The sequence below is a fragment of the Rhodanobacter ginsengisoli genome (genome assembly GCF_042657065.1).
Taxonomy (GTDB): domain Bacteria; phylum Pseudomonadota; class Gammaproteobacteria; order Xanthomonadales; family Rhodanobacteraceae; genus Rhodanobacter; species Rhodanobacter ginsengisoli.
Genome location: NZ_JBHSNF010000005.1, coordinates 53428 through 71771, shown reverse-complemented (window position 1 = coordinate 71771; position 18344 = coordinate 53428). Strand labels below are relative to the sequence as shown.

Below are 18344 nucleotides of genomic sequence, written 5' to 3'. Positions count from 1 at the left end.
CATGTACCGGCTGCGCGAGATTGCCATGACTGCCGCACCAAGCTATGTCCACGGCGCCAGCGCGCAGCCCCTGCTGGGCGACACGCTCGGTTCATTGATCGATCGCATCGCGGCGGCCCATCCGGACCGGCCGGCGCTGGTGGTGCGGGCGCAGAACGTGCGCATGAGCTATCGGCAGTTCCATGCCGAGGTGGAATGCGTGGCCGCCGGGTTGCTCGCGCTGGGGCTGCAGCGCGGAGACCGCGTCGGCATCTGGTCGGCGAACCGGGCCGAATGGGTGGTGCTGCAGTTCGCCGCGCCGAAGGCCGGGCTGATCCTGGTCAACATCAATCCCGCCTACCGCACGCACGAGCTGGAATATTCCCTCAACAAGGTCGCCTGTCGTGCGCTGGTGCTGCCGCGCCGTTTCAAGACCTCGCATTACCTGGACATGCTGGGCGAGCTCGCGCCGGAACTGGCTGACAGCGCGCCGGGGACCTTGAATGCGACGCGCCTGCCGGATCTGCGCGAGGTGATCCTGCTCGATGAGGTCCCGGCGGCCGGTACCCGCAGCTGGCGGCAGCTGGTCGCGCTCGGCGATGCCGCGGCGCTGGCGCGGCTGCATGCGCTGGAGCCGGAACTGGGCTTCGACGATCCGGTGAATATCCAGTTCACGTCCGGCACCACCGGAGCGCCGAAGGGTGCCACGCTGACCCACCACAACATCATCAACAACGCGTACTTCATCGGCCAGGCGATGCGCCTCACCGAGCACGATCGGCTGTGCATCCCGGTGCCGTTCTATCACTGCTTCGGCATGGTGCTGGGCAACCTCGCCTGCGTCACCCATGGCGCCTGCATGGTGATCCCGGGCGAGGGCTTCGACGCGCTGGCCACCCTGGAAACGGTGGCGGCGGAACGTTGCACCGGCCTGCACGGCGTGCCGACGATGTTCATCGCCGAGCTGGAGCACCCCGAGTTCGGCCGCTTCGACCTGGGCAGCCTGCGCACCGGCATCATGGCCGGCTCGCCCTGTCCGATCGAGGTGATGCGCCGGGTGGTCAGCGAGATGCACATGGAGCAGGTCACCATCGCCTACGGCATGACCGAGACCAGCCCGGTGAGTTTCCAGACCGTGCCCGAGGACCCGCTCGAGCGCCGGGTCGGCAGCGTGGGGCGGATCCACCCGCAGCTCGAGGTCAAGCTGGTCGACGAACAGGGTCGGATCGTGCCGCGCGGCAAGCCGGGCGAACTGTGCACGCGCGGCTATTCGGTGATGCTCGGATACTGGGGCGACGAGGCGCGCACCCGCGAGGTGATCGACGCCGCGCGCTGGATGCACACCGGCGATCTGGCGGTGATCGACGAGGACGGCTATTGCAGCATCGTCGGCCGGCTCAAGGACATGATCATCCGCGGCGGCGAAAACGTGTACCCACGCGAGATCGAGGAATTCCTCTACACCCATCCGAAGGTGCAGGACGTGCAGGTGTTCGGCGTGCCCGACGCGAAGTTCGGCGAGCAGGTCTGCGCGTGGATCCGCCTGCGCGAAGGCAGCCGCGCCAGCGTGGCGGAGATCCAGGATTACTGCCGGCACCACCTGGCCTACTTCAAGGTGCCGTACCACGTGCGCTTCGTCGACGCGTTCCCGATGACGGTGACCGGCAAGGTGCAGAAATACCTGATGCGCCAGGCGATGCTCGAGGAGTTGGCGTCGCCGGGCGAGGCGGCGCGCTGAGCGGCCGACTCACGAACCGGAACGATCGCGCTCGTGGGCCAGCGGGTCCTTGCCCTCGCGCAACCGCCGCAGCTCGTATTCGGACAGGCTGTCGCCGCGCGAGTTGCCCTCGATGCGTGCCTGCGCGAACGCCAGCGTGGTGGCGAACGTGGCGATCACCGCAATCAGCAGCCACCAGGCCATCGCGCCGGCGCTGTGGCGGCTGAAACACAACACGTAGGCGAACACGGTGAGAACAAGCAGCAGCCAGCGCATGGGAAGCCTCGAATGCACGGTGAACGGACCGCCGACGGTGGGCGGACGGGCGCATCATAACGCCGCGGAAGGCGGCGTTGCAGGGAGCCGATCACGCGATGCAACGGATGTCGCGCAGGCTGAGACGTAGCCGCGGCAAACTGCACCGATGGACGATACGCCACCGCCATCGAGCACCCGCGGGCCGGCTCCTCCGGGCGCCCGGATCAAGGGGCGCGGCGCCGCTTCCAACCCCGAAGGGCGCTTCGAAAGCATCCGCCACCAGGCCGAGGACGATGGCTGGTCGCACGCGCTGCTCGACGAAGAGCGCCCGCGTCCGCGCACCGAAGTCACCGAGGAACGTGCGCGTAGCGTGATCAGCCGCAACGATTCGCCGGATATCGATTTCAGCCAGGCGATCAATCCCTATCGCGGCTGCGAGCATGGCTGCATCTACTGCTACGCACGCCCCTCGCACAGCTATCTCAACCTCTCGCCCGGCCTGGATTTCGAGACGAAGCTGCGCGCCAAGGGCAACTTCGCCGAGGTGCTGCGCGCGGAGCTGGCCCGGCCCGGTTACGTGGTCAGCCCGATCAACATCGGCAGCAACACCGATCCGTACCAGCCGGTGGAGAAGCGCTGGCGACTGACCCGTGCCGCGCTGGAGCTGCTGGCCGAATGCCATCACCCGTGCACCCTCGTGACCAAGAACGCGCTGGTCGAGCGCGACCTGGACATCCTGGTGCCGATGGCCCGCGAACGCCTGGTGCAGGTGTTCGTCTCGGTCAACTCGCTGGACAACCGGCTGGCCGCGAAGCTCGAGCCGCGCGCCAGCGCGCCGCATCGGCGGATCCAGGCGATCCGCGCCCTGGCCGACGCCGGCGTGCCGGTCGGCGTGCTGGTGGCGCCGATCATTCCTGCGCTGAACGACCGCGACATGGAAGCGGTGCTGGCGCAGGCCTTCGCGGCCGGCGCCCGCTGTGCGGGCTACACCACGCTGCGGCTGCCGCACGAATTGAAGGCACTGTTCCGTGAATGGCTGGTGCTGCACGCGCCGCAACGTGCCGACCACGTGATGAGCCTGGTGCAACAGATGAACGGTGGCCTCGACTACGACAGCAACTTCGCCACCCGCATGCGCGGGCAAGGCGTGTTCGCCGAGCTGCTGCGCCGGCGCTTCGAGCTCGCCTGCCGCAAGCACGGCTTCGGTCGTGCCCGGGAACTGCAGCTGGATGCTTCGCGCTTCGTGCCGCCGCGTCGGCCCTCGCCACAGGGCGAGCTGTTCTGAACCGGGGCCGCGCGCTGCGGCTTCACGCGGCACTGATGGCAGGCCGGGTCCAATCGAACACTACCCGCCGACCACCCCGGCATCCGCTGCGGCTCCGACCGGTATACCCGGAGACAACGATGTCCTCATTTTCGCTCTACCTGATCGGCATGATCATCGTGATCGGCGGTCTCGCCTACGGGGCCTTCATGCTGCACCTGCCCACGCCGTGGCTCATCGTCGGCGTGGTGGTGCTGCTGGGGATCGGCATCATCGGCGCGGTGAACCACACGCGCCGGCGCGATCCGCCGGCGTCATGATCGGTGCTCCATTCCGGCGTGGCGCCGGAATGGAGCCGCCGCCGGGTGCGCTCAGCCGCCCGCCGGCAGGTATTTCACGAACCAGCCCAGCGCCCGCTGCAGCACGTCGCGCTGATGCGCCTGGTCGACGAAGTGGTGTCCCTCGTTCGGATACACCACCAGCGAGGTGGTCACGCCCTGCGCTCGCAGCGCATGCCAGAACTCGAACGATTGCGGCGCGGGGCACTCGGCATCGCGGTCACCGACCACGATCAGGGTCGGCGTCTTCACCTGCTTGACGAAATTGATCGCGGAGCTCTTCGCGTATACCGCCGGATCGTCGTATACGGTGGCGCCGAAGAACGGCGGCATCCACTGATCGATCAGGTTCTCGCCGTAGTAACTCTGCCAGTTGGCAATGCCGGCGCCGGCCACCACGGCGTGGAAACGCCGGGTCTGGGTGGGTGCGAACATGCTCATGAAACCGCCGTAGCTCCAGCCGGTCAGACCCAGCCGCTGGTCGTCCACCGGCACGCGCTTCTCCACCGCATCGATGCCGGCGAGGATGTCGCGCAGGTCGCCGTAGCCGAAGTCCCGGCGGTTGGCCTGCACGTACTTCTCACCCTGGCCGAAGCTGCCGCGGGGGTTCGGCATGAACACGAAATAGCCCAGCGCGGAGAACGGCACGCTGCCGTAGCCCACGCCGGGCCAGCGCGGGATCACGGCACTCGACGGGCCGCCATGCACGCTGACGATCATCGGGTACGACTTCTTCGCATCGTAGTCGGCCGGATACAGCAGCCAGCCCTGCACGTGGAAGCCCTGGTTGCTCCACTGCACCGATTCGGCCTTGCCCCAGGCGGGTTTCCGCCCGGCGTTGATGGCGGTGACGGCTGCCGGCGCGTGATCCGTCAGCGCCCCCGCATGCACCTCGGGCGCCGCGGCATAGGAGCTCTGCACGAAGGCGATGCGCCGGTGATCGGCAGACAGTGACAGTGCCATCGAGGCGGTGCCGTCGCCGATGCTCGCCGGCACGCCGAAGAGCAGTTTCTGCTGGCGTGCCCGTCCGGCCGTCACCACGTATTCCGCCACCTGGCTGTGACCGTCGCTGATCTGGCTGACCAGCATCGACTGCGGCCCGGTCCAACCAAGCCATGCCGGTGTGACGTGGTTGCCCGGGGTGAGGTCGACCGCGTCGCCGCCGCGGGCGGGCACCGCGTAGATGTCGCCGCCGGTGGCGCCCTGGTCGCTCATCAGGCCGCCGATGAAGGCGATGTGCGCGCCGTCCGGCGACCAGCGCGGCAACGCGATCTGCAGCCCGTGCAGCGAACCGCTGTCGGCGCGGGCGGGATCGACCAGCACCGCCGGGGTCGCGTCGGCCTGCGCCGGCTGCTCGTAGAGTCGGGCGATCCACCAGTTGTTGTCGCCCGGCGGCACGGCCGCGGTATAGGCGATCCGCCGGCCGTCGGGCGACCAGTTGAACTCGTAGGCGTACAGGCTGGACGGCGAGAGCTCGTGCAATGCGCCGTTGGCGACGTCGATGCTGGCTACCCGCTGCACCTCCACGCCGGTCACCCCGATTTCGCCGGCGGCCGGTTTGGCCGCGGCCACGGCGCTGGCATGACGGGTGGCGCCTGGTACATACAGGAAGCCCAGCGACTTGCCGTCGCCGCGCCACTGCAATGCGCGGACATAGCCCTTGAGCCGGGCCAGCCGCACCGGGGCACCCTGGCCGGCGGTGTCGGCCAGATAGATGTCGTTCTGCATCACCCGGGTGCTGGTCGGGTCGATGCTGCAATTCGACACGAACGCGAGATGGCGCGAATCGGGCGCCCATGCGATGCCGGATTCGGCGCAGCTGCCGGCCTTGTCCGCCGCACTCACGCGATGCGCGTGACTGCCGTCGGCGGCGGCCACGGTGATCGACGGCAGGCCGGCGCGCTCGATCACCCACGCCAGCTGGCTGCCGTCCGGCGAGATCGCCACCGCCTCGATCGGCTGCACCTTGCCCAGTTCGGTCAGCAGTCGTTCGATGCGCGGATCGACGTCGGGAGCGGCGGCGCGCGCACCGGGCAGCAGCGCGAACAGCAACAACGAGGCAGGCAGCAGTGAGCGTTTCAACATGGGGCATGTTCCTCAGCGGGGAGCCGTCACGCTACAGCCGGAGCCGGCGCGGGCCAAGTGCGGGACGGCAGGGCGGCGGGCTCAGCGCGTGGCGACGGCCGCTATCGCCGCGAGTCGGGCACGGATCGCCGGGATCGTGGCCAGCCACCGCGACCGGGCTGACCAGGCCACTGTCCGCACGGGGTGAGTCCGTGGCCGGATCATGGCGTGGGCAGGGCGCGCCATGGACGATCTTCTTGCAGGACTCCGCTGCGTGCCTCAGGCCAGCGCGCCGTCCGCTTCCAGGTGATAGTGGGTGGCCAGCTCGACCTCCTGCTTCGAGCCCAGGAACACCGGCACGCGCTGATGCAGTCCGGTCGGCTGCAGCGCCATGATGCGTTCGCGCCCGGTGGTGGCCGCGCCGCCGGCCTGCTCGATGATGAAGGCCATCGGATTGGCCTCGTACATCAGCCGCAGCTTGCCGCCCTGCTGCTGGATCTTCGCGTCCAGCGGGTAATAGAACACGCCGCCCCGGGTCACGATGCGGTGCACGTCGGCCACCATCGAGGCGACCCAGCGCATGTTGAAATCCTTGCCGCGCGGACCGCTGCTGCCGGCCAGCAACTCGCCGATGTAGCGCTGCATCGGCACCTGCCAGTGACGCTGGTTCGACATGTTGATGGCGAACTCGGTGGCCTGCTCGGGGATCCGGATGCCGCGCCGGCTCAGGGTGAAGCTGCCCACCTCGCGATCCAGGGTGAACTCGTGGGTACCGTGGCCGAACGTCAGCACCAGCACGGTGGCCGGGCCGTACACCACGTAACCGGCGGCCAGCTGTTCGGTGCCCGGTTGCAGGAAATGCTCGGCCTTCGGTTCGGTCACGTCGTCCGGGCAGCGCAGTACCGAGAAGATGGTGCCGACCGAGATGTTGACGTCGATGTTGGAGCTGCCGTCCAGCGGATCGAACAGCAGCAGGTGGTTGCCCTTCGGGTAGCCGTCCGGAATCTGCTGCGGGTCCTCCATCTCTTCCGAGGCGCAGGCGGCGAGGTGGCCGCCCCATGCGTTTGCCTCCAGCAGGATCTCGTTGGAGATCACGTCGAGCTTCTTCTGGGCCTCGCCCTGGATGTTCATGCTCAGCGCATCGGCGCTGCCGGCCATGCCCAGCACGTCGCCCAGCGCGCCCTTGTTGGTGGCCACGGCGATGCGCTTGCACGCCCGCGCGACCACTTCGATCAGCAGCGAGAGTTCGGCGTTGATGTGGCCGGCACGGCGTTCCTCGATCAGGAACTGGATCAGCGAGATGGACTTCATGTCGGGTCCGGGCCTTCGGGTCAATAGAGAGACAGGCATTGTCCCGGCTCGGACAGGACAGCGCCAGCCTTGGGCGCGACGACGATCCCGCCGGTCGGGTCGCTCGGCTGCTGACACTACGTTGGCAGCAGGGGGGCGGCAAGCTGCATCTCCATGACGGAGGGACATGACATGCGCGATACGGTTTATTTCCTGGTGTTCGAAGGCTTTGCCGACTGGCAGGCGGCGCTGGCGTTGTGCGAGATCCGCCGCCCCGGCGACTGGCAGGTGCAGACGGTGGGTTTCTCGCGCGCGCGGGTCCTGTCGATGGGTGGCCTGTGCGTGCAGCCCGACCTGTCGCTGGACCAGCTCGATGCCGCCTGCGCGGCCCTGCTGATCGTGCCGGGCGGTCATCTGTGGCAACGCGGTGAGGGCGAGCCTGCGGTGGCGGCCATCCGCCAGCTGCATGCCGCCGGTGCGCCGGTAGCCGGCATCGACAGCGGCGTGCTGGCGCTGGCCCGTGCGGGGCTGCTCGATGACTGCAGGCATACCGGCAACTGGCCCGGCCAGATCGCCGGCCAGGTGCCGGACTATGCCGGTACCGACCAGTACGACAGCGCGGTGCTGGCGGTCAGCGATGGCGGCGTGATCACGGCCAGCCACCTGGGCAGCGTGGAGTTTGCCCGCGAGGTGATCCATACGCTGGATCTGTACAGCCCCGGCGACCGCGAGGACTGGTACCGGCTGTTCAAGCATGCGCAACTGCCGGCGTGGTGCGTCGGCGAAACCCGGGCGGCGTGAGGTCATGCCCATGAACACGCTTCTGCAACGTCTCTTGAAGGCCTATCGTCCGCTGTATCTGCGCGGGCTGCTGCTGGACGGGCGATACCACCCGCCGGCGAAGCGCCGGGCGGACGATCCGGCGGCGACCGTGAGCCCGCTCGGAGCCGGCAAGCCGAGAGACTCGACGGCGATTCCCGTAGCATCGATCCCCCGGCCGGCCTCGATGGGGTCGACCGGCAGCAACCGCCGGCGGTCGAACTAGGCCGTCGCGCGGCAGCCTGGAACCGCACGCCGGATTCACCTTTCGCGGAGCCCTCGAGATGACCCAGTCCACCCGCGTTACCTTCTACCACTCACCGCATAGCCGCTCCGCCGGCACCCGCGCGCTGCTCGAGGAGCTCGGCGCCGACTACGAGCTGCACGCACTGAACCTGCGGGCCGGCGAGCAGCGCCAGCCGGCCTATCTGGCGGTCAATCCGATGGGCAAGGTGCCGGCGATCCGCCACGGCGAGGCGTTGATCACCGAACAGCCGGCGGTGTTCATCTACCTCGCCGATCTGTATGCCGAGGCGAAGCTGGCGCCGCCGATCGGCGATCCGTTGCGCGGTCCGTACCTGCGCTGGCTGGTGTTCTACGGTTCGTGCTTCGAGCCGGCGATCCTCGACCGTTCGCTGAAGCGCGAGGCGGCGCCACCGATGACTGCCGGCTACGGCGATTACGACACCGTGCTGAAGACGCTGACCGACCAGCTCGAGCGCGGGCCGTACCTGCTCGGCGACCGCTTCAGTGCCGCCGACGTGCTGTGGGGTACCGCGCTGAACTGGACCACCCAGTTCAAGCTGGTGCCGGAACTGCCGGTGATCCGTGCCTATGTCGATCGGGTGATCTCGCGCCCGGCGATGCAGCGCGCGGCCGCGAGGGACGCCGAACTGGCCGCGGCGCAGGCGGCCCTGCCGACGGCGTGATGCGATGAGCGGCGCCAGGCGTGACGTTCGGCGCTGTTCGCGATCGCCTCGCTCGGCGATGATGTGCGGATGCGCCGCGCCGACCGTCTGTTCCTCATCATCCACGCCCTGCGCGGCCGGCGTACCGCTCTGCAGGCGCGTTCGCTGGCACAGACCCTGGGCGTCTCGCTGCGCACGGTGTATCGCGACGTGGCCGACCTGCAGCTGTCCGGCGTGCCGATCGAGGGCGAAGCCGGCGTGGGCTACGTGCTGCGCAAGGGTTCGGACATCCCGCCGCTGATGTTCAGCGCCGACGAACTCGAAGCCCTGGTGGTCGGCACACGATTCGTGCGGGCCTTCGCCGGCGAAAAACTGGCCCGGGAAGCCCAGGCGGCCCTGATCAAGATCGAGGCGGTGCTGCCGCCGGAACTGCGCGAACGCTCCGAGCGCACGCGCATCTACGCACCGGTCTGGCGCGACGAACAGCAGGCGGCGTTCGCCGCGCGGATCGACCGCCTGCATGCGGCGATCGAGACGCACCGGGTGCTGCAGCTGGTCTACCGGGACGAGGGCGGCAAGCCCAGCACGCGCGAAGTGGAGCCGCTGTGCCTGGCGTTCTGGGGCGGCAAGTGGACGCTCGGCGCGTGGTGTCGGTTGCGTCAGGATTTCCGCAATTTCCGGCCGGACCGCATCGATGCGCTGGACGAGACCGGCGAAGGCTTCGATGAACGCCCCGGCCGCGACATGGATGCCTATCTGAAGGCGATGCGCGGGTACGACACCGGCATGAAGTGATCGCCGCGCGGCCGGGCGATGCCGTGGCCGCGATACCTGCTCCATCGATGGCCGGCTCGGTTACGCTGGCCGTCAGGGTCAGTCCGCAGGGAGTCGTGCCATGTCGTCGGGAGTGCATCATCCGTTGTTGTCGGTCGCGCCGGCCAGCTTGCGACCGACCCAGCTCACCGTGGGCAAGGCCGAGGTCGCGGCCAAGCGTGCGGAGTGGGAGAAGCTGGGCGGCAAGAAGCGCCGCCAGCTGCTCGAGGCGCACTGCTTTCCCGGCGTGCTGGGGCCGCGGCAGCAGGTCTACATCGTCGATCATCACCATCTCGGGCTGGCGCTGCTGGAAGAGCGGGTGGAAAAGGTCGCGGTACTGATCCAGCGCGATTTCTCCTGGCTGGAGCCGGGGGTGTTCTGGCGCACCATGGAGTTCTACCGCTGGGCCCACCCGTACGACGGCCACGGCGGCCGCACCGGCTACGACGCGTTCCCGGCCAGCCTCGCCGAGCTGAGCGACGACCCCTATCGCTCGCTCGCCGCGCGGGTACGCAACGCCGGCGGTTGCGCCAAGGACGCCACACCGTATGCCGAATTCCTGTGGGCGGATTTCTATCGTTCGCGGATCAAGCTGAGCAAGGGCAGGATCGGTAACGGCACCTTGCAGAAGGCGGTGCTGCTCGCGCACGGTCACGAAGCCGGCTACCTGCCCGGCTGGAGTGGAGCGATCGGATGAGCGCGACAGCGCCGACACCGAAGCCGATTCTGCGACCCGGCCTGCTGCTCGATGTCATCGCCGGCCTGTCGGTCGCGGGCCTGTTGCTGCCCGAGGCGGTAGCCTACTCCGGCATCGCCGGGTTGCCGCCGCAGGCGGGCGTGATCGCCCTGTTCGCCGGCCTGATCTGTTACGGCCTGCTCGGCCGCAGTCGCTACGCGATCGTCTCGGCCACCTCGTCCTCGGCCGCGGTACTGGCGGCCGGTACGCTGGCGCTGGCCGGGCCGGACGGCGCCACGCGCGCCGCGGTGGCGGCGACGATGGTGCTGCTGACCGGCGGTTGCTTCCTGATCGCCGGGGCCGCCCGCCTGGGCGGGCTGTCGCACATGATTGCGCGGCCGGTGCTGCGCGGCTTCACCTTCGGCCTGGCCGCGGTGATCGCGCTCAAGCAACTGCCGAACCTCTCCGGCCTGCCGCCCCTGCGCGGCGACTTCGTGCCTTTGCTGCTGGCCGGTTTGCTCCGCTCGTTCGGACGGATCCAGCCGTACGCGATCGGCGTCGGGGTGGCGGCGTTGCTGCTGCAGTTCCTGTGCGAGCGGTTGCGCCGGGTGCCCGGCAGCCTGCTGGTGATCGTGCTCGGCATCGCTGCCTCCGGCTGGTTCGGCCCGCACGGGGTGGCGTTGACCGGCACCATCGACCTGGTGCCGACGTGGGTGTTGCCGGTGTGGCCGCGCACCGACCAGTGGTTGCCCAGCATCGAGCTGGCCGCGGGTCTGCTGCTGATCCTGTATGCCGAATCGTACGGTTCCATCCGCGCGTTTGCGTTGAAGCATGGCGAGCGGGTGGATGCCAACCGCGACCTGCTGGTACTGGGCCTGGCCAATGCGCTGTCCGGCCTGTTGCACGGCATGCCGGTCGGCGCCGGCTACTCGGGCACCTCGGCCAACGAGGCCGCCGGTGCACGTTCGCGCGCGGCCGGCCTGGTCGCGGCGGCGGTCCTGCTGTTGCTGGTGGCCCTGCTGCTGCGCTGGATCGAGCGCATCCCCCTGCCGGTGCTGGCGGCGATCGTGATCCATGCGGTGAGCAAGTCGTGGCGACTCTCGGCATTCCGGCCCTACATGCAATGGAAGCGCGACCGGCTGGTGGCGTTGGCCGCCGTGCTGGCGGTGCTGGCGCTGGGCATCCTCAACGGCTTGCTGGCGGCGATCGCGTTCAGCCTGGTGATGCTGCTGCGCCAGCTCGCCACGCCGCGCATCAGCGTGCTGGGCCGGCTCGGCGACAGCCACGACTACGTCAGCGTCGAGTCGCACCCGCAAGCACTCGAGCCTGCCGGCGTGCTGATCCTGCGGCCGGAACAACCGTTGTTCTTCGCCAATGCCGAGGCGGTGATGACGCTGGCGCGGCAGCAGGTCGAGGCGCATGCCGGCAGCCACACCGTGGTGCTCAGTCTGGAGGAGTCCCCCGACCTGGACAGCACCGTGCTGGAGGCGCTGGCGGATTTCTCCGCCTGGCTGGATGCTCGTGCCATCAGCTTGCGTGTGGCACGATTGAAAGATGTCGTGCGACTGCTGCTGTTGCGCGCGGCATTGCCCCAGTTGCCGGCGTCGGCACTGGACTTCTGGAGTGTCGAGGACGCCGCCACGGCGTCGGTCGACGCTGCAACGACGAGAGGATCCGGGTCGTGACGATTGCAACAAGATGGATCTGGCTGGGCCTGGCCGCCCTGCTGGTGGCGAGCCCGCTGCGGGCGGATCAGGACGCCGATGCACGATTCCGGCAGATCTACCAGCAGGAATGGACCTGGCGCACGAGCCAGGCGGGCATCAGCGCTTCCGGCGAATCCCAGTCGGGCCCGGCCCGGCTCGATGGCGTCGACGCGGCCAGCCAGCAGCGGCGGCTGGACTACTGGCAAGGCGTGATCAGGCAACTCGACGGCGTCGATGCCACCCAGTTGTCGCCGGCCAACCAGATCAACTACGCGATCTATCGCGAACAGATCGGCAACTTTGTCGCCGACCAGCAATTCAGGAACTGGCAGATGCCGTTCAACAGCGATTCGGCATTCTGGTCGGACATCGGCTACGAACTCGGCGGCGACAACCTGCGCACGGTCGAGGACTACCGCAAATACCTCGACCGGCTGGGCCAGATCCCGGCCTATTTCGACCAGCAGATCGCCAACATGCGGCTGGGTCTGAAGCGCGGTTTCAGCGTGCCGCGGGCGGTGCTCACCGGCCGCGACGCCTCGATCGCGGCGGTCGCCGAGCTGAAGGATCCGACCCGGAGCAGCTTCTACGCGCCGTTCAAGAAGCTGCCGGCGTCGATCCCGACCGACCAGGCCCAGGCGCTGCAGGGCCAGGCGCTGCAGCACATTCGCGACGAGGTGATCCCGGCCTACGCGAAGCTGCTGACCTTCTTCCGCAACGACTACGTGCCGCACGCGCGCACCACCCTGGCCGCCGAGGCGCTGCCGGACGGCAAGGCGTTCTATCGCCAGCAGATCCACGAGTACACCACGCTCGACCTGGACCCCGACCAGATCCACCAGATCGGCCTGGACCAGGTAGCGAAAATCCACGCGCAGATGCTGGCGGTGATGCAGGAAACCGGCTTCAAGGGCAGCTTCGCCGAGTTCCTGAAGTTCCTGCGCAGCGATCCGCAGTTCTACGCCAGGAGCCCGGACGAGTTGCTGATGCGCAGCGCCTGGGTGGCCAAGCAGGTGGACGGCCAGCTGGCCCGCTATTTCGGCCACCTGCCGCGGGCACGCTTCACGATCGAGCCGGTACCGGCCGACATCGCGCCGTACTACACCTCCGGCCGCGGCGGTCCGGACGTCTATCTGGTCAACACGTATGACCTGCCGTCGCGGCCGCTGTACAACATGCCGGCGCTGACCCTGCACGAGTCGTATCCCGGCCACGCGCTGCAACTGGAACTGGCCGCCGAGAATCACGACCAGCCCGCGTTCCGCCGCGACAGCTACATCTCGGCCTATGGCGAAGGCTGGGGGCTGTATTCGGAATACCTGGGCAACGAGATGGGCATCTACAAGACGCCCTACCAGCGCTTCGGTTACCTCACCTACCAGATGTGGCGTGCCTGCCGGCTGGTGGTCGACACCGGCATCCATCACCTGGGCTGGACCCGCCAGCAGGGCATCGACTACCTCACCGTCAACACCGCGCTGTCGTCGCGCGAGATCGCCAACGAGGTCGATCGCTACATCAGCTGGCCGGGACAGGCGCTGTCGTATGAACTCGGTTACCTGAAGATCCTCGAGCTGCGCGCCCGGGCGGAAAAGGCGCTGGGCGCGAAGTTCGACATCCGCCACTTCCACGACACCGTGCTGGCCACCGGCTCGGTACCGTTGCCGGTGCTGGAGAAGCGCATCGACCGCTTCATCGCCGAAGGCGGCCCGGAGCCGGATTACGGTTGTGACTGCGCCGAGAAGAAGGCGGCGGCGAAATCCTGAGTCTGGCGGAGCATCTGATCAAGGATTGATCATAGTTTCCACATGGAGTAAATTGAACATCAGCTTCACGTGGAGAGTATTGCATGCTGGCCCAGGCGCTACCCGAACCGTTGCCCTCCGGTGATCTCGGTGGCCCGGCATTGCGTGCGTTCTTCCGCATGGCCGAGCAATGGAAGCTGCGCGTCGCCGAGCAGCGCAGGCTGCTGGGCGACCCGCCGGAGTCGACGTTCTACAAGTGGAAGCGGCAGCAGGACGGCGCGCTCGGCCGCGATACGCTGGAACGGATCAGTTACCTGCTGGGGATCTGGCAGGCGCTGCAGATCCTGTTCCCCGACCCGGCGCAGGCCGATGCCTGGCTGCACAAGCCGAATGCGGCGCCGCTGTTCGGCGGCCATTCGGCGCTGGAACGCATGCTTTCCGGCAACGTGGCCGACCTGTACGTGGTGCGCCAGTACCTGGACGCGCAGCGCGGCTGAGGCAGCCACCGCCAGCCGTCGCAGTCAGCGATACCGCCAGCGCGCAGCATCCATGCCCCATCGCCCGGCGAGCCGTTCTGCCGAGCGCGGTGCACCGACCCCGTCGAGACGGACAGCCATGCCCACCGAGTCGCCACCGCTCAAACGCATCCGCTGGACCCACGCGTATCGGATCGTGCCCAGTCGCTTTCCCACGGTCGGCGTGTACGACCGCATCGCCGACCCGGCCGATCTCGAGGCGGTGTTCGCGATCGAGGCGATGACCAATCCGCGCCTGCGCGAGGAGGCCGGCGCACTGAAGCTGGTGCCGCAGGACCGCCGCATCAGCGGGCCGGGCTCGACTCCGGTCATGGCCGCGTTCACCCATCTCAACCCCGAGGGCAGCCGTTTCTCCGATGGCAGCTGGGGCGTTTTCTACGCTGCCCACAGCGTGGCCACGGCGGTCGAGGAAACCGTGTATCACCGCGAACGCTTCCTCGCCGCCACCGCCGAACCGGCCTGCGACATCCAGATGCGCTGCTACCGGACCAGCCTCGACAGTCGGCTGCACGACCTGCGTGGCGGTTGGCCCGCGGCACATGACCCGGGCAGCTATGCGGCCAGCATCGCGCTGGCCCGCGAACTGCGCGGCGCCGGCTCGAACGGCCTCGTGTTCGACAGCGCCCGTCATGCCGGCGGCGAATGTGTCGCCGCGTTCTACCCCGACGTGGTGGCGCCCTGCGTGCAGGCGCAGCACCTGATCTATCGCTGGGATGGCATGCGCATCGCGCAGGTGCTTGAAGTGTCGGAGCTGGCGCGCAGCTAGGGCTCGCGATGGCGTGCAGCAGTTCGTAGCCGCGTGCCGGTGGCGGCCGGTCAGGTATCCGCGCTGGCGGCCCAGCCTTCGCGGCTGCCACGGGTGAACACGCGGTCGCTCTCCAGCACGTCACCGGCGGCGTGCGCCGGCGCCTGCGCCAGGCGGGCGTAGATCGGGGTGAAGTCGGGGCGGGTGGCGTCGAACAGCTGCTCGAAATCCTCGATCACGAAATAGGTCTGCTGATAAGTGTCGATACGGTAGCGCGTGCTCATCACCCGCTCGATGTCGAAACCGAGGCGGTTCGGCGCGGGCGAATCCAGCGAGTAGATCGACTCGCCCTTGGAGCTGACGATGCCGGCACCGTAGATGCGCATGCCTTCGGGCGTGTTCATCAGGCCGAATTCCACCGTGTACCAGTACAGCCGGGTCAGGTTCATCAGCGCGTCGGGGCCGATCGCGAACGCCTTCATGCCGCCGCGGCCGTAAGCCTGCATGTAGTCGGCGAAGACCGGGTTCAGCAGCAGCGGCACATGGCCGAACAGGTCGTGAAACAGGTCCGGCTCGCTGAGATAGTCGAGCTGGTCGGGTTTGCGGATCCACCAGCTGACCGGAAAACGACGGTTCGCCAGGTGATCGAAGAACACCTCGTCCGGCAGCAGGCCTTCCACCGCGACCACTTCCCAGCCGGTCGCGGCGCCCAGTACCTGGTTGAGTTCGCTGAATTTCGGAATGCCGCCGTCGCCCAGGCCGAAACGCTCCACCCCGGCCATGAACTCCCTGCAGGCGCGTCCGGGCAGCAGCTCGCGCTGACGCTTGAACAGCGTGTCCCATACCTCGTGGTCGGTCTTGCTGTAGTCGGCCCAGGGCTGCTCGACCACGCCGGTCGCATACACCGGCACGTAGCCGCGGTCAGTCTGCTGGTGCTCGACCTTGCGGGGTGTGGTGGTTTCCATGGCGTACTCCGTGGCGGTGTGGGGTGACGAGGCGCGGTCCGGTCGAGTTCACAGCTTACGGCCGATGCCCCGCACGAAGGTTGCTTTGTTCGCGTGCCGGCTGCGATAGTTGCACTATCATTGCGTCAAACATGCAAATATCGGAGTTTGATTGCTCATGGCGACCCTGGACCGTACCGACCTGCGCATCCTCGCCGTCTTGCAGGGCGAGGGTCGCATCAGCAATGCCGAGCTCGCCGAGCGCGTCAGCCTGTCGCCGTCGGCCTGCCTGCGTCGACTGCAGCGGCTGGAGACCGATCGGGTCATCACCGGGTATGCCGCGCAGATCGACCCGCAGGCGGTGGGCCTGGGCCTGCAGGCCTTCGTGCGGGTGCAGTTGAGCAAGCACGAGAGCGTGGCGATCGAGAATTTCGTCGAGCACGTCAACGGCTGGGACGAAGTGGTCGCCTGCCATGCGCTGACCGGCGACATGGACTACCTGCTGCATGTCTACGTCGCCGACCTGCAGGACTTTTCGCGCTTCCTGCTCGATCACCTGTTGAACGCGGCCGGGGTCGCCGATGTCAATTCCAGCTTCGTGCTGCGCACGGTGAAGCGCTCGCCGTCCCTGCCGCTGAATCAGCTGGAGCACTGAGGCAGTTGCAACCATTCAGCGCAGCGATGCCGCGCCAGCGTCGACTAACGCTAAACTAACCAGCTCATGAGCATCGACACCGCAACTGCCCCCGAACGCGACCTGCTGCGCCCCCTGCGTTACCTGTGGCGGGTGCCGTTGCTGTTGCTGCATATCCTGCTGGGCATCCTGCTGTGCTCGCTGATCCTCAGCTGGAACCAGCACGTGGTGATGAAGGATGGCCGGGAGCCGTTCGCGCACCGGATGATCCGCTGGTGGTCGACCACGTTGCTGCGCATCTTCGGCCTGCGCTCGGTGCGGCATGGCCAGCCACTGCCCGATCCGGTGCTGTTCGTGGCCAATCACACCTCGTGGATCGACATCGAGATGCTGCACAGCCAGCGTGCCGCCTGTTTCGTGGCCAAGGCCGAGATCGCGGGCTGGCCGCTGGTCGGCTGGATGGCGGCGACCGGTGGCACGATCTTCCATCGTCGCGGCAGCAACCACTCGCTCGCCTCGGTGATGCAGGTGATGGTCGAGCGCCTGCGCGACGGCCGTTCGGTGGCGGTGTTTCCGGAAGGCGGCACCGGGTTCAACGGCGTACTCAAGGTGTTCCACGCGCGCATCTTCCAGGCCGCGCTGGATGCCGACGTGCCGGTGCAGCCGGTCGGCCTGCGCTTCGCCCGCGACGGGCGGCGCGTGATCGACGCCGGTTTCCGCGAGGAGGAGAGCTTCCTGGCCAATATCGTGCGCCTGCTCGGCGAGGCGCCGATGGATGCCGAGGTGCACTTCCTTGCGCCGGTAGCGGCCAGCCCGGATGCGCGGCGCCGCATGGCCGAGCTGTCGCGCGAGCGCATCGCCGCGGCACTGGAAGATCGCCCGGCATGAGCCTGCCCCACGGAAAGGATTTCCGACCGCCCTGGCCACTGCGCAGTGGTCACATCCAGACCATGCTCTCCTCCAGCGGCATCCGCCGCGTGTTGTTGCCGAGCGCGGCGAAGACGGTACTGCAGGATGCCCGGCCCGTGGTGGTCGACGGCGGCGGCGGCGTGCGCCTGACCGGTGCGTACACGGCGCAACAGACCGGCGCGCCGGCCCGTGGCCTGGCCGTGCTGTTCCATGGCTGGGAAGGCAGCGTCGATTCCACCTACGTACTGCAGACCGGCAGTCGCCTGCTCGCCGACGGCTGGGACATCTTCCGGCTGAACTTCCGCGACCACGGCGACAGCCATGGCCTCAACGAGGCGTTGTTCCATTCCTGTCGCATCGACGAGGTGGTGCACGCGCTCGGCGACATCGCGCAGCGCTGGCCGAAGCGGCCGATGGCGCTGGCCGGGTTTTCGCTGGGCGGCAACTTCGCCCTGCGCGCTGCGCTGCAGACCTCGCGCACCGGCATTCCGCTGAGCTACGTGCTGGCCGTGTGTCCGATCATCGATCCCGGCGAGGGCCTGTTCTCGCTGGAGGAGACCGCGCCGTGGTTCTACCAGGCCTATTTCATGCGCAAGTGGCGCCACTCGCTGCAGGCCAAGCAGAAGGCGTTTCCGCATCACCAGTATTTCGAGATGTCGGAGTTGCGCCAGCATCTGCGCGGCCTGACCGAGGCGATGGTGCTGCGGCATACCGACTTCAAGTCGCTGCAGCAGTACCTGGACGGCTATTCGGTGGCCGGCGACATCATGCAGGCGATGCAGATCCCGGCCACCATCCTCACCGCCCGGGACGATCCGGTGATTCCGGTGAGCAGTTTCGAAAGGCTCGAGTTGCCGCCCAACGTGGAACTGGACATCGCGCCGTATGGCGGCCACTGCGGTTTCATCCGCGATTACGGCATGACGAGCTACACCGACGACTACATCGCCGCCCGCTTCAATGCGCTGGCGGACGGGTCCTCGCCGACCGGCTGAGCCT

Annotated in this window: 19 protein-coding genes; 15 read left to right on the top strand and 4 right to left on the bottom strand. The window is 68.0% G+C overall.

Features of this window, described 5'->3' with window-relative positions; all coding sequences use genetic code 11:
* Positions 1 to 25 precede the first annotated feature (25 nt).
* Entirely contained in the window at positions 26 to 1717 is a 1692-nt protein-coding gene (locus tag ACFPPA_RS17835; protein WP_377322380.1) for an AMP-binding protein, read from the top strand.
* A 9-nt stretch (positions 1718 to 1726) separates the two neighbouring features.
* On the opposite strand, the gene ACFPPA_RS17830 is transcribed toward ACFPPA_RS17835, so the two are convergent.
* Positions 1727 to 1972 (bottom strand): hypothetical protein, encoded by a 246-nt coding sequence (locus tag ACFPPA_RS17830; protein WP_377322378.1) that lies wholly within the window; start codon positions 1970 to 1972, stop codon positions 1727 to 1729.
* A gap of 148 nt (positions 1973 to 2120) precedes the next feature.
* On the opposite strand from ACFPPA_RS17830, the gene ACFPPA_RS17825 reads away from it, so the two are divergent.
* Both ACFPPA_RS17825 and ACFPPA_RS17820 read left to right on the top strand, forming a co-directional pair.
* Positions 2121 to 3239 (top strand): PA0069 family radical SAM protein, encoded by a 1119-nt coding sequence (locus ACFPPA_RS17825; protein ID WP_377322376.1) that lies wholly within the window; start codon positions 2121 to 2123, stop codon positions 3237 to 3239.
* Between the two features lie 119 nt (positions 3240 to 3358).
* Positions 3359 to 3538: a hypothetical protein gene (locus ACFPPA_RS17820; RefSeq protein ID WP_377322374.1), complete on the top strand. Its 180-nt coding sequence runs from the start codon at positions 3359 to 3361 to the stop codon at positions 3536 to 3538.
* A 51-nt stretch (positions 3539 to 3589) separates the two neighbouring features.
* Here ACFPPA_RS17820 and ACFPPA_RS17815 read toward each other — a convergent pair whose 3' ends face one another.
* Complete coding sequence (locus tag ACFPPA_RS17815) at positions 3590 to 5641, bottom strand: alpha/beta hydrolase family protein (RefSeq protein WP_377322372.1); 2052 nt, start codon at positions 5639 to 5641, stop codon at positions 3590 to 3592.
* A gap of 258 nt (positions 5642 to 5899) precedes the next feature.
* Positions 5900 to 6931, bottom strand: a complete 1032-nt coding sequence (locus ACFPPA_RS17810; protein ID WP_377322370.1) for a class 1 fructose-bisphosphatase — start codon at positions 6929 to 6931, stop codon at positions 5900 to 5902.
* Between the two features lie 171 nt (positions 6932 to 7102).
* Between ACFPPA_RS17810 and ACFPPA_RS17805 the strand changes: the two genes are divergently transcribed.
* The 9 genes from ACFPPA_RS17805 to ACFPPA_RS17765 all read left to right on the top strand — a co-directional run bounded on the left by ACFPPA_RS17805 (position 7103) and on the right by ACFPPA_RS17765 (position 14879).
* Complete coding sequence (locus ACFPPA_RS17805; RefSeq protein WP_377322368.1) at positions 7103 to 7711, top strand: DJ-1/PfpI family protein; 609 nt, start codon at positions 7103 to 7105, stop codon at positions 7709 to 7711.
* Between the two features lie 10 nt (positions 7712 to 7721).
* Complete coding sequence (locus ACFPPA_RS17800) at positions 7722 to 7955, top strand: hypothetical protein (protein ID WP_377322366.1); 234 nt, start codon at positions 7722 to 7724, stop codon at positions 7953 to 7955.
* 58 nt (positions 7956 to 8013) lie between these two features.
* Positions 8014 to 8658, top strand: a complete 645-nt coding sequence (locus ACFPPA_RS17795; protein ID WP_377322364.1) for a glutathione S-transferase family protein — start codon at positions 8014 to 8016, stop codon at positions 8656 to 8658.
* 69 nt (positions 8659 to 8727) lie between these two features.
* Positions 8728 to 9432 carry a helix-turn-helix transcriptional regulator gene (locus ACFPPA_RS17790; RefSeq protein WP_377322362.1) on the top strand — a complete coding sequence of 235 codons (705 nt, stop codon included), beginning with the start codon at positions 8728 to 8730 and terminating at the stop codon, positions 9430 to 9432.
* Positions 9433 to 9532: 100 nt separating this feature from the next.
* Positions 9533 to 10147, top strand: coding sequence for a ParB-like protein (locus ACFPPA_RS17785; RefSeq protein ID WP_377322360.1), 615 nt, complete (start codon positions 9533 to 9535; stop codon positions 10145 to 10147).
* Positions 10144 to 11811 carry a SulP family inorganic anion transporter gene (locus ACFPPA_RS17780; protein ID WP_377322358.1) on the top strand — a complete coding sequence of 556 codons (1668 nt, stop codon included), beginning with the start codon at positions 10144 to 10146 and terminating at the stop codon, positions 11809 to 11811. The genes ACFPPA_RS17785 and ACFPPA_RS17780 overlap by 4 nt, the downstream gene beginning before the upstream one ends.
* Positions 11808 to 13598, top strand: a complete 1791-nt coding sequence (locus ACFPPA_RS17775) for a DUF885 domain-containing protein (RefSeq protein WP_377322356.1) — start codon at positions 11808 to 11810, stop codon at positions 13596 to 13598. Before ACFPPA_RS17780 ends, ACFPPA_RS17775 begins: the two co-directional genes overlap by 4 nt.
* An 83-nt stretch (positions 13599 to 13681) precedes the next feature.
* Positions 13682 to 14074, top strand: a complete 393-nt coding sequence (locus ACFPPA_RS17770) for an MbcA/ParS/Xre antitoxin family protein (RefSeq protein ID WP_377322354.1) — start codon at positions 13682 to 13684, stop codon at positions 14072 to 14074.
* A 118-nt stretch (positions 14075 to 14192) separates the two neighbouring features.
* Complete coding sequence (locus ACFPPA_RS17765; protein ID WP_377322352.1) at positions 14193 to 14879, top strand: RES family NAD+ phosphorylase; 687 nt, start codon at positions 14193 to 14195, stop codon at positions 14877 to 14879.
* Between the two features lie 50 nt (positions 14880 to 14929).
* Here ACFPPA_RS17765 and phhA read toward each other — a convergent pair whose 3' ends face one another.
* A complete protein-coding gene (gene phhA / locus ACFPPA_RS17760; protein ID WP_377322350.1) occupies positions 14930 to 15823 on the bottom strand; it encodes a phenylalanine 4-monooxygenase in 894 nt (297 codons plus the stop codon).
* A gap of 157 nt (positions 15824 to 15980) precedes the next feature.
* On the opposite strand from phhA, the gene ACFPPA_RS17755 reads away from it, so the two are divergent.
* The 3 genes from ACFPPA_RS17755 to ACFPPA_RS17745 all read left to right on the top strand — a co-directional run bounded on the left by ACFPPA_RS17755 (position 15981) and on the right by ACFPPA_RS17745 (position 18340).
* A complete protein-coding gene (locus ACFPPA_RS17755; RefSeq protein ID WP_377322348.1) occupies positions 15981 to 16457 on the top strand; it encodes an Lrp/AsnC family transcriptional regulator in 477 nt (158 codons plus the stop codon).
* Positions 16458 to 16523: 66 nt separating this feature from the next.
* A complete protein-coding gene (locus ACFPPA_RS17750) occupies positions 16524 to 17324 on the top strand; it encodes a lysophospholipid acyltransferase family protein (RefSeq protein WP_377322346.1) in 801 nt (266 codons plus the stop codon).
* Positions 17321 to 18340, top strand: coding sequence for a YheT family hydrolase (locus ACFPPA_RS17745; RefSeq protein ID WP_377322344.1), 1020 nt, complete (start codon positions 17321 to 17323; stop codon positions 18338 to 18340). The genes ACFPPA_RS17750 and ACFPPA_RS17745 overlap by 4 nt, the downstream gene beginning before the upstream one ends.
* Positions 18341 to 18344: the final 4 nt, after the last annotated feature.

Bases quoted from the DNA above. Each gene is read 5' to 3' on its own strand.
- ACFPPA_RS17835 (WP_377322380.1), top strand. From the start codon at position 26: ATGACTGCCGCACCAAGCTATGTCCACGGCGCCAGCGCGCAGCCCCTG.
- ACFPPA_RS17830 (WP_377322378.1), bottom strand. From the start codon at position 1,972: ATGCGCTGGCTGCTGCTTGTTCTCACCGTGTTCGCCTACGTGTTGTGT.
- ACFPPA_RS17825 (WP_377322376.1), top strand. From the start codon at position 2,121: ATGGACGATACGCCACCGCCATCGAGCACCCGCGGGCCGGCTCCTCCG.
- ACFPPA_RS17820 (WP_377322374.1), top strand. From the start codon at position 3,359: ATGTCCTCATTTTCGCTCTACCTGATCGGCATGATCATCGTGATCGGC.
- ACFPPA_RS17815 (WP_377322372.1), bottom strand. From the start codon at position 5,641: ATGTTGAAACGCTCACTGCTGCCTGCCTCGTTGTTGCTGTTCGCGCTG.
- ACFPPA_RS17810 (WP_377322370.1), bottom strand. From the start codon at position 6,931: ATGAAGTCCATCTCGCTGATCCAGTTCCTGATCGAGGAACGCCGTGCC.
- ACFPPA_RS17805 (WP_377322368.1), top strand. From the start codon at position 7,103: ATGCGCGATACGGTTTATTTCCTGGTGTTCGAAGGCTTTGCCGACTGG.
- ACFPPA_RS17800 (WP_377322366.1), top strand. From the start codon at position 7,722: ATGAACACGCTTCTGCAACGTCTCTTGAAGGCCTATCGTCCGCTGTAT.
- ACFPPA_RS17795 (WP_377322364.1), top strand. From the start codon at position 8,014: ATGACCCAGTCCACCCGCGTTACCTTCTACCACTCACCGCATAGCCGC.
- ACFPPA_RS17790 (WP_377322362.1), top strand. From the start codon at position 8,728: ATGCGCCGCGCCGACCGTCTGTTCCTCATCATCCACGCCCTGCGCGGC.
- ACFPPA_RS17785 (WP_377322360.1), top strand. From the start codon at position 9,533: ATGTCGTCGGGAGTGCATCATCCGTTGTTGTCGGTCGCGCCGGCCAGC.
- ACFPPA_RS17780 (WP_377322358.1), top strand. From the start codon at position 10,144: ATGAGCGCGACAGCGCCGACACCGAAGCCGATTCTGCGACCCGGCCTG.
- ACFPPA_RS17770 (WP_377322354.1), top strand. From the start codon at position 13,682: ATGCTGGCCCAGGCGCTACCCGAACCGTTGCCCTCCGGTGATCTCGGT.
- ACFPPA_RS17765 (WP_377322352.1), top strand. From the start codon at position 14,193: ATGCCCACCGAGTCGCCACCGCTCAAACGCATCCGCTGGACCCACGCG.
- phhA (WP_377322350.1), bottom strand. From the start codon at position 15,823: ATGGAAACCACCACACCCCGCAAGGTCGAGCACCAGCAGACTGACCGC.
- ACFPPA_RS17755 (WP_377322348.1), top strand. From the start codon at position 15,981: ATGGCGACCCTGGACCGTACCGACCTGCGCATCCTCGCCGTCTTGCAG.
- ACFPPA_RS17750 (WP_377322346.1), top strand. From the start codon at position 16,524: ATGAGCATCGACACCGCAACTGCCCCCGAACGCGACCTGCTGCGCCCC.
- ACFPPA_RS17745 (WP_377322344.1), top strand. From the start codon at position 17,321: ATGAGCCTGCCCCACGGAAAGGATTTCCGACCGCCCTGGCCACTGCGC.